Here is a 14,526-nt window from a genome sequence, read left to right on the forward strand (position 1 = left end):
CTTCCCTCGAATTCACTTCAAACAGGTTATTCATGCGTCTGTTCCACACCTCCGACTGGCACCTTGGCCAAAGCCTGCATGGCCAGGAACGCGACTTCGAACACGCCTGCTTTCTCACCTGGCTGCTGGGCCAGTTGCACTTGCGCCAACCCGATGCGCTGCTGATCGCCGGCGATATCTTCGACACGGTCAACCCGCCGGTCAAAGCCCAGGAGCGGCTCTACCAGTTCATCGTCGAGGCCCACGAGCAACAGCCCAAGCTGGACATCGTGATGATCGCCGGCAACCACGACTCCGGCTCGCGCATCGAGCTGCCCGGCCTGCTCATGCGCCGCCTGCGCACCCATGCCCTGGGCCGGGTGCACTGGCTCGATGAGGGCCAGCTCGACGCTGAGCGCTTGCTGATCCCGCTGACCAACAGCCGTGGCAAGGTCGCCGCCTGGTGCCTGGCGCTGCCGTTCCTGCGCCCGGCCGAAGTCACCGGCCCACAGCTGGGCGACGACTATGTGCAGGGCATCACCCAGGTGCACCAGCAACTGATCAAAGCCGCCATGGCCAAGCGCAAGAAAGACCAGGCGCTGGTCGCCATCAGCCATGCGCACATGGCCGGTGGCTCGATCTCGGAAGACTCCGAACGCAGCCTGATCATCGGCAACGCCGAAGCGCTGCCGGCCAAGCTGTTCGATCCCGCCATCAGTTACGTTGCCCTGGGCCATCTGCACAAGCCGCAGAAGGTCAACCGCGAGGAGCGCATCCGCTACAGCGGCTCGCCGATTCCGTTGTCGTTTGCCGAGATCGGCTATCCGCACCAGGTGCTGGAGATCGAGCTTGAAGGCAGCCAACTGGTCAGCGTCGAGCCGCGCCTGGTCCCACGGGCGGTGGCGCTGCAGCGGATCGGCCCGGCGCCGCTGGCCGAGCTGCTCGAGCAACTGGCCGAGCTGCCGGTGATCGACCTGCTGGAAGACCCCAACCGTCAACCGTGGCTGGAAGTACGTGTGCGCCTCGACGAACCGCAGCCCGACCTGCGCCAGCAGATCGAGAGCGCCCTGCAAGGCAAAGCGGTGCGGCTGGTGCGGATCAGCGCCGAGTACGCCGGCCGCAGCGCGCTGGACGAGGACCAATTGCAGTTCGTCGAACTCAGTCAGATGACTCCGCAAGACCTGTTCAGCCGCGTCTGGGAGCAGGCCTACGGCAACCCGGTCGATGAGCAGACCCTGAGCGACTTTGCCCTGCTCCTGCAGGATGTGCAGCTGGAGGAGGAACAGCCATGAAAATTCTGGCCATTCGCCTGAAAAACCTCGCCTCGCTGGCAGGCCCGATCGACATCGACTTCACCGCCGAACCGCTGGCCAGTGCCGGCCTGTTCGCGATTACCGGACCCACCGGCGCCGGCAAGAGCACCCTGCTCGACGCCCTGTGCCTGGCGCTGTTCGGCAGCGTGCCGCGGCTCAATGACATCGGCCGTGAGGCCAAGGTGCCGGACGCCGATGGCGACATCCCCACCTACGACCCGCGCAACCTGCTGCGGCGCGGCACCGGCAGCGGCTATGCCGAAGTCGACTTCGTCGGTATCGACAGCAAGCGTTACCGCGCCCGCTGGGAGGCCAACCGCGCCCGCGACAAGGCCAATGGCAAGTTGCAGATGAGTCGCCAGAGCCTCTACGACCTGGATGGCGAGCAACTGCTGGGCAGCGGCAAGAACGAATACAAGCAACTGGTCGAGGCACGCCTGGGCCTGAACTTCGAGCAGTTCACCCGCGCCGTGATGCTCGCCCAGAGCGAGTTCAGCGCGTTTCTCAAGGCCGATGACCGCGAGCGCAGCGACTTGCTGGAAAAGCTCACCAACACCGCCATCTACACCCGCCTCGGCCAACGGGCGTTTGCCAAGGCCAAGCAGGCCGGCGAGGTCTATCAGGGCTTGCAGGAGCGCGCCAGCCACCTGCTGCCGATGGTCGAAACCGAGCGTACCGAGCTTGACCAGCGCCTGGAGCAGGCGCAACAGCTGCTCAAGGCCGAGCAGGCGCGCGAACGCGAACTGGACCAGCAACGCGCCTGGCTGCGCGATCAGGTGCAGCTGCAGCAGCAACTCAGCGCGGCTCGCGAGGCCTTGCACAGTGCCGAACACGACTGGCAGCAACTGGCCGGACAGCGCCTGGACCTGCAACACCTCGAGCGCCTGGCGCCGCAGCGTCATCAGTTCCAGCGGCAACTGGCGCTGGCCGGCGAGCTTACTCCGCTGGCCGCAGCGGTCGCGGCGCAACTGGTTGAGCAGCGCAACCTGCACAGCCATAGCGAGCAGTTGCAGCAGGCCCTGCAAGCTGCCCGCGAGGCGCTGGCACAAGCGCAGGCTAAACACACCGACAGCGCCGCGAACCTGCGCCAGGCGTTTGCTGCTCAGGACAACCTGGCCCGCCTCGACACAGAGCTGGCGCAGTTGGCCACTGTCGGTGCCCAAGCCGATCAGGCCGTCAGCGAAGGCCAGTCGCAGCTGCAGCAGCTTGAGCAACAACAGCAGCACAGCCAGCAGCAGCTCGCCGCCATCGACGCCGCGCTGGCCGACAGCGCCGCACTGGCTGCTATCAGCAGCGCCTGGCAGGCCTACCGCGGCCAGTTGCAGCAACTGCTGCAGATCGGCAACCGCCTCAGCCAAGGCCGCGACGAGTTGCCCAGCCTGCAAGCCCAGGCCAGCCAGGCCAATGCCCTGCTGCAGGAGCAACGCGCCGCTATCGAGGTGCTGTTCCACGAAGCCGGCGCCGAACCGCACGCCCTGGCCGAACAGCTGGACCTGCTCGGCACCTTGCTCCAGGAGCAGCGCAAGCAGCAGCGCGCGGTCGAGCAATTGTCCCGCCTGCACGCTCGCGAGCAGGAACTGCAGCACACCCTGCACAGCGTGCGCGAACGTCAGCAGCAAGGCTTGCAGCAGCGTCAGCAACTGATCAGCGAAGGCCAGGCGGCCAAGGCCGAACTGGACACCGCCGAGCAGGCTCTGACATTGACCCGGCAACTGCTTGAACGCCAACGCCTGGCGCGCAACACCAGTGTCGAGGAGCTGCGCGGGCAACTGCGTGATGGCGAGCCGTGCCCGGTGTGCGGCAGCGCCGAGCACCCGTTCCATCAGCCTGAAGCCCTGCTGCAAAGCCTGGGCCGGCATGACCAGGTCGAAGAGGCTGCAGCGCTGGCTCAGGTCGAGGCGCTCAATGCCCGCGTGGTCGAGTTGCGCACCCAGGTCGGTATGCTCAACAGCCAGGGCAAGGAGTACCAGCAGCAACAGCTACAGCTGAGCGAACAACTGCTACCGCTGCAGCAGGAGCTGCAAGCGCACGCTTTGTGGCCATCGCTCAGCACCCAAACCGACAGCACCCGCAGTGCCTGGCTGGACGGCCAGCTGCGCCGCCTCGAAGAAGAAATCAACCGCGACGAGCAACGCCAGAGCGCCCTGCTCACCCTGCAGAAAGACGCCGCCCGACTGACCCAGCAAGTGCAGGCCGCCAGCGACGCGCAGCAGCAAGCACAGCAGCGCCTGGATCAGCAGCACCAGGCCATGGCCGCCGATCAGCAACGCCTGGAGCAGACCCTGGCCGATTTTGCCGAGATCCTGCCCGGCGATATCCTCAAGGCCCTGCGCGACGAGCCAGCCCATGCGTTTCTCGCCCTCGATCAACAGGTGGCCCAGCGCCTGCAACAGCTGGAGCAGCAAAAGGACGAGCAAAACGAGCAGCAACAACGCCTGCAACAGCAGCAGCGTCTGGCCGACCAGCAGCAGAGCCGGCTGCAACGCCAGAGCGAGCTGCACAGACAACTCGCAAGCCTTGCCGAGCAGCAACAACAGGCGCGCAGCGTGCTCGCCGAACTGCTTGGCGAACACGCCAATGCCGGTGCCTGGCAGCAGCACCTTGAGCAGCAGGTCGAGCACGCCCGCAGCGTTGAGGCCAGCACCGTGCAAGCGCTGCAGGACGCCCACAGCCAAAGCGTGCAACTGGCTGCTGAACTCAAGGCCAATCAGCAACGCCAGCAGGCCTTGGAGCAGGAACAGCAGACGCTGCAGGGCCAGATCAGCCAATGGCGAGCGGCCCATCCAGAACTCGATGATGCGGGCCTTGAGCGCTTGCTCAGTGTCGATGAAGCCACGCTCGACGCGCTGCGCCAGCAACTGCATAGCGTCGACAAGGCCATCGAGCAAGGCCGGGTACTGCTGCAGGAGCGCGAGCAGCGCCTGCAACAGCACAACCAACAGGCTCGGACCGAGCTGTCCAGCGAGCAACTCGAGCAGCACCTCGCCGACTTGCAGCAACAGCTGGTCGGGCATGAGCAACAATGCGCCGAGCTGCGCGCGCAGCAGGCCGACGACCAACGCCGGCAGCACGCGCACAGCGCCCTTGCCGCTGAAATCGAGCAGGCCCAGCAACAGTGGCAACGCTGGGCGCGCCTGAACAGCTTGATCGGCTCGGCTTCGGGCGATGTGTTCCGCAAGATCGCTCAGGGCTACAACCTCGACCTGCTGCTGCACCATGCCAACAGCCAACTGCGCCAGTTGGCCAAGCGCTACCGCCTCAAGCGTGGCGGCAGCGCACTGGGCCTCTTGGTGCTGGATACCGAGATGGGCGACGAACTGCGCTCGGTGCACTCGTTGTCCGGCGGCGAGACCTTCCTGGTGTCGCTGGCCTTGGCCCTGGGCCTGGCCTCGATGGCCTCGAGCACCCTGCGCATCGAATCGCTGTTCATCGACGAAGGTTTCGGCAGCCTTGACCCCGAGTCACTGCAACTGGCGATGGATGCGCTGGACGGCCTGCAGGCGCAAGGGCGCAAGGTGGCAGTGATCTCCCACGTGCAGGAGATGCACGAGCGCATCCCGGTGCAGATCCAGGTCCGGCGCCAGGGCAATGGCCTGAGCGAGGTGGAGGTCTGGGGATGATCCTCTACTCGTTTCGCCGCTGCCCCTGGGCCATGCGCGCGCGGCTGGCGCTGGCGTATGCTGGCTGCACCGTCGAGGTGTGTGAAGTGTCGATGAAGCACAAGCCGCCCGAGCTGCTGGCGTTGTCGCCCAAAGGCACGGTGCCGGTGCTGGACACCGGCGCCGAGGTGTTGGAAGAGAGCCTGGATATCATGCGCTGGGCCTTGCTTCAGCATGACCCGCAGGACTGGCTACTACGCGATGATCCAGCGGCAGCTGTGCAGGCAAACGCCCTGATTGCTCGCAATGACAGCACCTTCAAGGCTCAGGTCAACCTGTACAAGTATGCCGAGCGTTACCCCGAGCACACTCGCGAGGAGTACCGCCTGCAGGCCGAATCATGGCTTGAGGAGCTGGAGGCGCTGCTGCAAGGCAGGCCGTACCTGCTGGCCCAGCACCCAAGCCTGGCCGACGCCGCGTTGTTGCCGTTGCTGCGGCAGTTCGCCGGGGTCGAGCCTTTATGGTTCGCCCAGGCGCCCTACCCCCAGCTGCGTGACTGGTTGCAGGGCTGGCTTGTGTCAGACCTGTTCAAGGCCGTGATGGCGCGCTGACTCAGTCGAGAAACTTCAGGTCCGACGGGGCCGGCTGGTCGAACTTCTGCAGCGTTGCACCGAGTTGGCCAGTGCGTGGGTCGCGGTGCATGACCACGATCTGATTGCTCTTCTGGTTGGCCACCAGCAAATACTTGCCGCTTGGATCGATAGCGAATTCACGTGGGTGGTCGCCCTCAACCGAACGCCGCTGCAACAGGCTCAACTGGCCATCTTGCTTGCCGATCGCAAACACCACGATCTGATTGGCCGTGCCGCGATTGCTCACATAGAGGAAACGCCCATCGGCCGATAGGTGCAAGCCGCCGCCGGCCTTGGCGGCAGGGTCTTGACTGTCGGTCAGCGGCAGACGCTGGCGCTCGATCAGGGCATCGTCACGCACATCGAACATCACCACTTCAGCGCTCATCTCGAGGGTCAGATAGGCGTGCTTGCCCAGCGCGTCAAACAACAGATGGCGCGGGCCGCTGCCCGGCGGCAGGCTCACCGAAGCCGGCGTTGCCGGACTCAGCGGCTGCGTCGGGCTGGCGCCGTCGTAGGCGTAGACAAACACCCGGTCGGCGCCCAGATCGCTGGCGTACAGACGCAGGCCTTCGGCCGAAGGCACGACCGAATGCACATGGGCGCCGGCCTGGCGCTCCGGGTTGACCTTGCTTGGCGTGTGCGCCAACTGCTGCACCATGTCGCCGAGCTTGCCGTCCTTGGCCACTGGTAGCACCACCAGGCTGCCACCAAGGTCGGGCGCGACCGCGTAGTTGGCGACGAACAGGTAGCGCTGATCCTGGCTGAGGCTGGCGTGGGTCGGCTCATCGCCGGCGCTGGACACCTGGTTCAGTGGCGTGATCACGCCCTTGCTGCTCACTGCAAAACTGCTGACATGGCCGCGCGGGGTTTCATTGACGGCGAACAGCAAGCGCTGGTCGGCCGACAGCACCAGCCAGGACGGGCTGACCGTCTTCACCACCTGCAGCGGGGTCGGCTCGATACGGCCCTTGGCTGTATCGAACTGATATCGATAGATACCCTCGCTGGCAGTGCCTTCGGTATAGCTGCCAACCAGCAGGGTGGCGGCCTGCGCAGTGCCAAGCACAACGCTCAGGGCACTAGCGCTCAACAGGGTTTTCCAGCTGCGGCTGATCATCTTCCTGGTCATCATCGTCTTCGTCCGAGCCGTACACGGCACTCATGCAGACTAGCTCATGCTCGCCTTGGTCATCGTTGAGGCGCCACTCTTCGCCTGCGCCGACCGCGGCCGCGACCTGTTCGGCAGTGAATTTCCAGCGTTTGAGGTTGCGCCCGTCCATGCATTCGATCACCAGGCCGCTGGCGTCGAAGGTGAAACCGAAGGCGTGCAGGCCATCGATCAGGAGCATGTCGCTGGTGGCGAGGGCAGTGGCGAGGGTGGTCATGGGGCTACCTTGATGCGCAAAGCGTCCAGTATAACCAAACCCGGGCCAGGCCCGCTGCTCACCGCAGCGGCCTGACCGCACAAGCGTCAGTGGGCGAAGATCGAGCCGCCCTGCTTGCCTGCCAGTTTTTCCGGTTTGATCAGGAAGCGCGCCAGTGCCGGCAGCAGCCAGAGTGCACCGAACATATTCCAGAGCAGCATGAAGGTCAGCATCAGGCCCATATCGGCCTGGAACTTGATCGCCGAGAAGATCCAGGTGCACACGCCGATGGCCAGGCACAAACCAGTGAACAGCACCGCCTTGCCGGTCGAGCGCAGGGTCTGGTAATAGGCCTCCTGCAACGGCAGACCAGCACGCAGGAAGCTCTCCAGACGGCTGTAGATATAGATCCCGTAGTCGACCCCGATACCCACGCCAAGCGCCACCACCGGCAAGGTCGCGACCTTGACGCCGATGCCCATGAACGCCATCAGCGCGTTGCCCAGCACCGAGGTCAGCACCAGCGGCAGGACGATGCACAGCATCGCGGCAAACGAGCGGAAGGTGATCAGGCACATGATCGCCACGCACAGGTAGACCAGAATCAGAATGGTCAGCTCGGCCGACTTGATCACCTCGTTGGTGGCCGCCTCGATGCCGGCATTGCCCGCCGCCAGAAGGAACTGCAAGCCGTCACGGTTGTGCGTATCGGCAAAGGCCTTGGCTGCGGCGGTGACGCGCTCAAGGGTTTCTGCCTTGTGGTCGTTGAGGAACACCAGCACCGGCGCCAGCGAACAGTCAGCGTTGTACAGGCCGTCGGCGCGGGCCACCGAGCTGTTGAGCACATCCGGGTTGCGCGAGAGGGTTTCCCATTTCAGGTTGCCCTCGTTCATGCCGCGGATCATCTGCTTGGACACACTCACCAGGGAGATTGCCGACTGCACCCCGGGGGTGTTCTGCATGGTCCACATCAGCTCGTCGATGGGGGCCAGGGTCGAGTGGATCGAGCAGCTCTCCGAGGGCGTCTTGACCATGATCACCAGCACATCGGAACTGGTCGAGTAGTTGCTGATGATGAAGTGGTTGTCCTGGTTGTAGCGCGAGTCCGGGCGCAGCTCCGGGGCACCCGGGTCGAGGTCGCCGATCTTCAGGTTCTGGCTGTACCAGAGGCCGCCGCCAAAGGCGACCAGTGCCAGCGCAACCGACACCGGTGCCACTTTAGGGCTGGCGAAGTTGGCCAGCAGGCGCCAGAACGGGTGCTCGCGGGTGGCGTCGCGCTTGGAGCGCTCGACGGCCTTTTTGCTGATGCCGACATAGGAGATCGCCACCGGCAGCAGGATCAGGTTGGTGAAGACAATCACCGCCACGCCGATCGAGGCGCCGATGGCCAGCTCGCGGATCACGCCAATGTCGATGATCAGCAGAGTGATGAAGCCCACCGCGTCGGCCAGAATCGCGATCATCCCCGGCAGGAACAGCTGGCGGAAGGTCCGCCGCGCAGCGGTCAGGGCATTGTCGGCGCCACTGGACTGCAGGGCGATGCCGTTGATCTTCTGCACCCCGTGGGAAATACCGATGGCAAAGATCAGGAACGGCACCAGCATCGAGTAAGGGTCGAGGCCAAAGCCCACCGCGTGCATCAGGCCCAACTGCCAGACCACCGCCACCAGGGTGGTGATCAACACGGCAATGGTGCTGCGGATACACCAGGTAAACCAGTACAGCAGGACCCAGGTGATCGCCAGCGCCACGCCGAAGAACAGCACCACCATCACCAGGCCGTCGATCAGGTCACCGACTTTTTTCGCAAAGCCGACGATGTGGATTTTCACATTGGGGTTCTGCGCCTGGAACTTGTCGCGGATCTTCTCTTCCAGCTGGTGCGAGAACTGCTGGTAGTCGAGCTTGACCTGCTTGCCCGGGTCCTGCGGATCGGGGTAGCTCTCCAGCAGCGGCACGTCGACGATGCTCGACTTGAAGTTGTTCGCCACCAGGCGCCCGACCTGGCCGGACTTGAGCACGTTGTCGCGCAGCTGATCGAGGCTTTGTGCGCTGCCATCGTAGGTGTTGGGGATCACCTCGCCACCGGCGAAGCCTTCTTCGGTGACCTCGGTCCAGCGCACGCTGGGGCTCCACAGCGACTTCAAGCCGGCGCGGTCGACACCCGGGATATAGAACACCTCGTCATGGATCTGGCGCAGGGTCTCCATGTAATCCTTGTCGAAGATGTCGCCGTTGACCGCCTCGACCGAGATGCGCACGGTGTTGCCGAGGTTGGCCAGGTCATTGCGGTGCTCGAGCATCTGTTCGATGAACGGGTGCTGCAGCGGGATCATCTTCTCGAAACTGGTCGAGGGGCGAATCTGCGTGGCCTGCCAGAACAGCAGGATGCTCACCAGCAGGCAGAGGCCGATCACTACCGGGCGGTTGTTGAAGATCATCCGCTCGAGCAGGGTGGGTTTGTCCTGATGATGCTGGGGCATGTCGAAGCGCTCCGGGCCGGTCATGGTTGCTGCTCCTCGGCGCCTTGGCCGTTGGCCAGGTGGATGCCGCCCTGCCCAACCAGCAGCAAGCCGCCGTCGGCCAGGCTGGTGACGCCGGCCAGGGCGATGCGGTCGGCGCGGTTGAATACGCTGAAGGTCAAGCCATCGTCACGGCTGCGCAGCACACTGCCGCCGTTGCCGACCAGGACGATACTGCCATCCTCGAGCAGCGCCGCGCTGGCCAGGCCGAACTGCAGCGGGCCGCGACTGGCGGTCAGGGCGATCTGCTGCCAGCTGTCGCCGAAGTCACTGGAGCGGTAGAGGTTGCCCCGCAGTCCGTAGGCCAACAAGGTGTGCGCCTGGGCAGTGCCGAGGACGCCGAACAACGAGCCCTCGTACGGGCCCTCGACGCGCGACCAAGTGGCGCCGTTATCGCCGGAGCGGAACATGCTGCCCTGCTCACCGACGATGAACAGGCCGGAATCCTTGATCGCGGCGATGCCATTCAGGTGCAGTTGATCGGGGTTGTCGAGGCGCTCGGCGACGTCCTGCCAATGCTGGCCGCCGTCGGTGGTCTCGAGCAGCGCGCCGTAGGCACCGACGGCAAAGCCATGCTGGGCATCGACAAAGCTGACGTCGAGCAACGGCGCTTCGCGGGCGAGGTCTTCGAACTGCTTGCTCCAGGTGGCGCCGCCATCGCTGCTGGCGAGGATCTGCGCGTCGTGACCGACTGCCCAGCCGCGCTTGTCATCGATGAAGAACACCGCGGTGAGCAGTTGCCGGGTCGGCACGCGCGCCTGGCTCCAGGTCTTGCCCTGGTCGTCGGAGAACAGGATATGGCCACGATCACCGACCACCACCAGGCGCTTGCCGGCGTGGGCGGCGTCGATCAGCAGGTTGTCGACTGCCTTGGCCGATTCGGTCGAGTACTCCTCGGCGGCAGCAGCGACGACAGTGCCGCTCCACATACCCAGCAGCAACAGTGCGCCCGCGGCCAGTGGCCTGGCGTGCGCCATCACCCGTTCCCTCATGCCCTTCCCCTATTGTATTTTTCTTGGTGGGTCATCCAGTGCAGGCACTGCAAGAAGCCTGATTCAGAGGCCTGCAACAGCTTTGAGCCATCCTAGCGGTGAGTTCTGCGGCAACACAATTGGCGGGACGTTATGTTTTGTTAACGGCGACAGCGCCCTGTTGTTTCGACCGCGTCGCCGGGGTGCTGCGCGGTCGGCGTAGGAGCGGCCTTGTGTCGCGAAAGGGCTGCGCAGCGGCCCCAGATTTCAGCTTCGCAGCCGATATCCCCGGGCCAGCTACGCTGGCCTTTCCGACCGGTCCGGCGCCCCGGCAAGGCCGCTCCTACGCCAGATCGCGGGCGCTCGCCAGGTTCATGCCAGGCTCTTGCTGACCACCTCATAGACGTCGCTGGACAAGGTGCCCGACACCAGAATCCGCTCCAGCTCGGCCTTCATCAGCGCCTGACGCGCGCTATCGTACTTGCGCCAGCGGGTCAGCGGCGCGAGCTGGCGCGAGGCGATCTGCGGGTTGAGCGCGTTAAGCTCGATGACCAGGTCCGCCAGGAAGCGATAGCCGGAACCGTCGGCCGCGTGGAAGTTGACCAGGTTCTGCCCCGCAAACGCGCCGATCAGTGCGCGCACCTTGTTCGGGTTCTTCAAGGTGAATGCCGGGTGCTGCATCAGCGCCTTGACCCGCGCCAGGCCGCCCGGCAACGAGCTGGCTGCCTGCACGCTGAACCACTGGTCCATGACCAGCGGGTTATCCTTGAAGTGCTCGGCGAAGGCTTGCAGCACTTCGGCGCGCTCTGCCTCGAACGGCGAGTTGACCAACACCGCCAGCGCGGTCAGGCGCTCGGTCATGTTGTCGCTGTCCTTGAACTGCTCAAGGGTCGCCGCCAGCACCTGCGGCTTGCCGCTGAGCATCAGGTACGACAGGGCGATGTTCTGCAGGCTGCGCCGGGCGAAGTGCTCGGCGGCCGCCACATATGGCGTGCGCCGCGACACTTCACGGTTGGCCTGATAGCGCGACCACAAGGCGTCGAACAGCTGCTCGGCGATCTGCTTGCGGGCAAATTCGCGGGCCGTGTGGATCGCGTCGACGTCGGCCACCTGGCTGATCTCGGTCAGGTAGGCCTCACCTGGCAGCGAGAGCATTTCCGCGACCATGGCCGGGTCCAGCGCGTCATTGCCGATGACCGTGGCCAGGGCAGTGATCAAACGCGGATCGAGGCTCAACGGCTGGCCGGCCTGATGCTGGCCGATCAGCTCCTGCAGCACTTGCACCGACAATTGCTGGCCGGCTTCCCAGCGATTGAAACCGTCGCTGTCGTGCTGCATGAGGAACATCAGCTGGTCGCGGTTGTACGGGAAGCTCAGCTTGACCGGCGCACTGAAGCCGCGCAGCAGCGACGGCAATGGCTTGGCGGCGATGTCGAGGAAGGTGAAGGTCTGCTCGGCCTCGGTCAGCGACAGCACGCGGCTGCTGCCCTGGGCGCTGGCTTCGCCGTCCAGGCGCAGCGGCAGGTCGTTGCCGTCGGCGTCGAGCAGGCCCAGCGCGACCGGAATCACGAACGGCAGTTTCTCGCGCTTGTCCGGCGTCTGCGGGCAGCTCTGGCGGAAGGTCAGGCTATAGCGCTGCGCTGTGCTGTCATAGGCTTCGCTGACCTCGAGGCGCGGCGTGCCGGCCTGGCTGTACCAGCGTTTGAACTGGGTCAGGTCAACGCCGTTGGCGTCTTCCATGGCCTTGATGAAGTCATCGCAGGTAACGGCCTGGCCGTCGTGACGCTCGAAGTACAGGTCACTGCCCTTGCGGAAGCCCTCGGCGCCCAGCAGGGTGCGGACCATGCCGACCACTTCTGCGCCCTTCTCGTAGATGGTCAGGGTGTAGAAGTTGGAGATTTCAATGAAGCTGTCCGGGCGCACCGGGTGGGCCATCGGGCCTGCGTCTTCGGCAAACTGATGGGTGCGCAGGTACGCCACGTCTTCAATGCGCTTGACCGTGCGCGAGTTCATGTCGGCGCTGAATTCGGCGTCGCGGAACACCGTGAAGCCTTCCTTGAGCGACAGCTGGAACCAGTCGCGGCAGGTGATGCGGTTGCCGGTCCAGTTGTGGAAGTACTCGTGCGCGACCACCCCTTCAACGCGCTGGTGAGCGGCGTCGGTGGCCGTTTCGGCACGCGCCAGCACACAGCTGGAGTTGAAGATGTTGAGGCCCTTGTTTTCCATGGCGCCCATGTTGAAGTCGTTGACCGCAACGATCATGAAGATGTCCAGATCGTACTCGCGGCCATAGACTTCCTCGTCCCAGCGCATCGACTTCTTCAGGCTGACCATCGCGTGCTGGCACTTGTCGATGTTTTCTGGCTCGACATAGATGCGCAGCGCCACGTCACGGCCGGACTGGCGGGTGAAGGTGTCTTCAACGCACCAGAGATCGCCCGCCACCAGGGCGAACAGGTAGGCCGGCTTCTTGAACGGGTCTTCCCAGGTTGCCCAGTGGCGGCCGTCGTCAGCCGGGCCGCTGCCGATCGGGTTGCCGTTGGACAACAGGATCGGGTAGCGATGCTGCTCGGCGATCACCGTGGTGGTGAACGTGCTCATCACATCCGGGCGGTCGAGGTAGTAGGTGATCTTGCGAAAGCCCTCGGCCTCGCACTGGGTGCAGTACATCGACCCCGACTTGTACAGTCCCTCCAGAGCCGTGTTGCTCTCGGGGTGGATCTTCACCGTGGTGTCGAGGGTGAACGTCTGCGCTTTCGGATGCAGGGTCAGGCTGTCGTCATCAAGCTGGTAATCGCCCGCGCTCAGGGCCTGGTCATCCAGTTGCACACTGACCAGTTGCAGCTGTTGACCGTTCAGCACCAGCGGCGGCAAGCCTTCGCCACGCGCCGGGTTGCGGCGCATCAGCAGTTGCGCATGGACCAGGCTGTGGTCCTCGAACAACTCGAAGGTCAGGTGCGTCTCGTCGATCAGGTACTCGGGCGCCTGGTAATCCTTGAGGTAGATCACTTGCGGTTGTTCGGTGCGCATGTGGCTGTCCTTTTACTGATGCACGGCCAACTGGTAGGCCGTGTATTTGCGAATATTGATCACGCCGGTATCGAAGATCAGGTACTGGCCCTTGATTCCGAGCAGAGTGCCTTCGATGACCGGGGTCTTGTCCAGGTTGAGGCTGACGATCTTTTTCGGATAGGCCTCGACCGGGTAACGGATCTCGACCACCTCGGCATCGGGCAGCGGCTGGATCGCTTGAAGGCCAAAACGTTCGTGCAGGGTGCGAATACCGTCGGCGCAGGCGTCGAAGATCTGCTCGCGAATCGCCGCCAGGTCGAGCACCTCGGCATCGCCCTTGAGCAGGTTGCGCCAGTTGGTGCGGTCTGGCACCTGGCTGCGCAATACATCCTCGACCCGGCCCGACTGCTGCCGAGTGGAAACGCGCATGATCGGCAGGGCCTGGATGGCGCCCTGATCGAGCCAGCGGGTTGGCAGTTGGGTAGCGCGGGTGATACCGACCTTGACCCCCGACGAGTTGGCCAGGTAGACCACGTGATCGGTCATGCAGAACTGCTCGCCCCAGGACGGCTCGCGGCAGGTGCCGGCGTCGTAGTGGCAACGTTCCGGGGCCATGATGCACAGGTCGCACTGGGCCAGCTTGGTCATGCACGGGTAGCAGTAGCCCTGGCTGTAGCTGGTCTTGGTGCGCTTGCCACAGTGGCTACAGTGGATGGCACCGAGGTATTCAAGACGTAGGGTCTTGCCGATCATCGGGTTGACCGGCACCAGCGAATCACCCAGGCGAAAGCTGTATTGCACAACCGGTGCCTGCAACTGCACCGACATCTTGCTCAAAGAGCCACGAGCGAGTTCGATCAATGTACCGAGTCCGACTTGAACAGAATATTGGCGATGGGCGCCGACTTCGAGGCACACTCTTGCGGGCCCATGTAACCGGTACGCTGGTCTTCAGGCAGGTTCTGCAGTTCCCAGGCGATGACCGCCTGCAGCGACAGCTCTTTCTGCTCGACGGTGAGCTTGCGCCCGTCGGACCATTTGCCCAGCTCGACCGCAAGCTTGAGGCTCTGGTAGATCTCGGGGGTGATGTTTTCAATCATTTGGGCGAACGTGGACATTGTCTCTCCTCAA

At 64.3% G+C, this 14,526-nt stretch carries 10 protein-coding genes; 3 read left to right on the top strand and 7 right to left on the bottom strand.

Annotated elements, in window-relative coordinates; genetic code table 11:
• The first annotated feature begins 32 nt into the window (after positions 1-32).
• The 3 genes from K3F44_RS12045 to K3F44_RS12055 are packed head-to-tail and all read left to right on the top strand — an operon-like array spanning position 33 to position 5,502.
• On the top strand, positions 33-1,271 hold the full coding sequence (locus K3F44_RS12045) for an exonuclease SbcCD subunit D C-terminal domain-containing protein (protein ID WP_150570225.1): 1,239 nt from the start codon (positions 33-35) through the stop codon (positions 1,269-1,271).
• Positions 1,268-4,912, top strand: coding sequence for an AAA family ATPase (locus K3F44_RS12050; protein WP_220634093.1), 3,645 nt, complete (start codon positions 1,268-1,270; stop codon positions 4,910-4,912). The genes K3F44_RS12045 and K3F44_RS12050 overlap by 4 nt, the downstream gene beginning before the upstream one ends.
• The gene (locus K3F44_RS12055) at positions 4,909-5,502 is read left to right on the top strand and encodes a glutathione S-transferase (RefSeq protein ID WP_220634094.1); all 594 of its coding nucleotides are present in this window, start codon (positions 4,909-4,911) and stop codon (positions 5,500-5,502) included. The genes K3F44_RS12050 and K3F44_RS12055 overlap by 4 nt, the downstream gene beginning before the upstream one ends.
• A 1-nt stretch (position 5,503) precedes the next feature.
• On the opposite strand, the gene K3F44_RS12060 is transcribed toward K3F44_RS12055, so the two are convergent.
• The 7 genes from K3F44_RS12060 to K3F44_RS12090 form a co-directional block, all read right to left on the bottom strand.
• A complete protein-coding gene (locus tag K3F44_RS12060; RefSeq protein ID WP_409077672.1) occupies positions 5,504-6,643 on the bottom strand; it encodes a lactonase family protein in 1,140 nt (379 codons plus the stop codon).
• Entirely contained in the window at positions 6,606-6,911 is a 306-nt protein-coding gene (locus tag K3F44_RS12065) for a DUF5629 family protein (RefSeq protein WP_101321369.1), read from the bottom strand. Before K3F44_RS12065 ends, K3F44_RS12060 begins: the two co-directional genes overlap by 38 nt.
• Positions 6,912-6,997: 86 nt before the next feature.
• Positions 6,998-9,373 carry an RND family transporter gene (locus tag K3F44_RS12070; protein WP_150570237.1) on the bottom strand — a complete coding sequence of 792 codons (2,376 nt, stop codon included), beginning with the start codon at positions 9,371-9,373 and terminating at the stop codon, positions 6,998-7,000.
• 20 nt (positions 9,374-9,393) lie between these two features.
• A complete protein-coding gene (locus K3F44_RS12075; protein WP_150570221.1) occupies positions 9,394-10,404 on the bottom strand; it encodes a YCF48-related protein in 1,011 nt (336 codons plus the stop codon).
• A 351-nt stretch (positions 10,405-10,755) separates the two neighbouring features.
• Positions 10,756-13,413, bottom strand: coding sequence for an aminopeptidase N (pepN, locus tag K3F44_RS12080; protein WP_220634096.1), 2,658 nt, complete (start codon positions 13,411-13,413; stop codon positions 10,756-10,758).
• Between the two features lie 12 nt (positions 13,414-13,425).
• Positions 13,426-14,256 (bottom strand): DUF2797 domain-containing protein, encoded by an 831-nt coding sequence (locus tag K3F44_RS12085; protein ID WP_220634097.1) that lies wholly within the window; start codon positions 14,254-14,256, stop codon positions 13,426-13,428.
• Positions 14,253-14,513 carry a YeaC family protein gene (locus tag K3F44_RS12090; RefSeq protein WP_101321377.1) on the bottom strand — a complete coding sequence of 87 codons (261 nt, stop codon included), beginning with the start codon at positions 14,511-14,513 and terminating at the stop codon, positions 14,253-14,255. Before K3F44_RS12090 ends, K3F44_RS12085 begins: the two co-directional genes overlap by 4 nt.
• Between the last annotated feature and the right edge of the window lie 13 nt (positions 14,514-14,526).

This window comes from Pseudomonas sp. S07E 245 (assembly GCF_019599025.1).
Lineage (GTDB): Bacteria > Pseudomonadota > Gammaproteobacteria > Pseudomonadales > Pseudomonadaceae > Aquipseudomonas > Aquipseudomonas shirazensis.

What these genes read in the sequence shown, in the direction of transcription:
- K3F44_RS12065 (WP_101321369.1), bottom strand. Translation starts at nt 6,911, where the DNA reads ATGACCACCCTCGCCACTGCCCTCGCCACCAGCGACATGCTCCTGATC.
- K3F44_RS12090 (WP_101321377.1), bottom strand. Translation starts at nt 14,513, where the DNA reads ATGTCCACGTTCGCCCAAATGATTGAAAACATCACCCCCGAGATCTAC.
- K3F44_RS12075 (WP_150570221.1), bottom strand. Translation starts at nt 10,404, where the DNA reads ATGAGGGAACGGGTGATGGCGCACGCCAGGCCACTGGCCGCGGGCGCA.
- K3F44_RS12045 (WP_150570225.1), top strand. Translation starts at nt 33, where the DNA reads ATGCGTCTGTTCCACACCTCCGACTGGCACCTTGGCCAAAGCCTGCAT.
- K3F44_RS12060 (WP_409077672.1), bottom strand. Translation starts at nt 6,643, where the DNA reads ATGATCAGCCGCAGCTGGAAAACCCTGTTGAGCGCTAGTGCCCTGAGC.
- K3F44_RS12070 (WP_150570237.1), bottom strand. Translation starts at nt 9,373, where the DNA reads ATGCCCCAGCATCATCAGGACAAACCCACCCTGCTCGAGCGGATGATC.
- K3F44_RS12050 (WP_220634093.1), top strand. Translation starts at nt 1,268, where the DNA reads ATGAAAATTCTGGCCATTCGCCTGAAAAACCTCGCCTCGCTGGCAGGC.
- K3F44_RS12055 (WP_220634094.1), top strand. Translation starts at nt 4,909, where the DNA reads ATGATCCTCTACTCGTTTCGCCGCTGCCCCTGGGCCATGCGCGCGCGG.
- pepN (WP_220634096.1), bottom strand. Translation starts at nt 13,413, where the DNA reads ATGCGCACCGAACAACCGCAAGTGATCTACCTCAAGGATTACCAGGCG.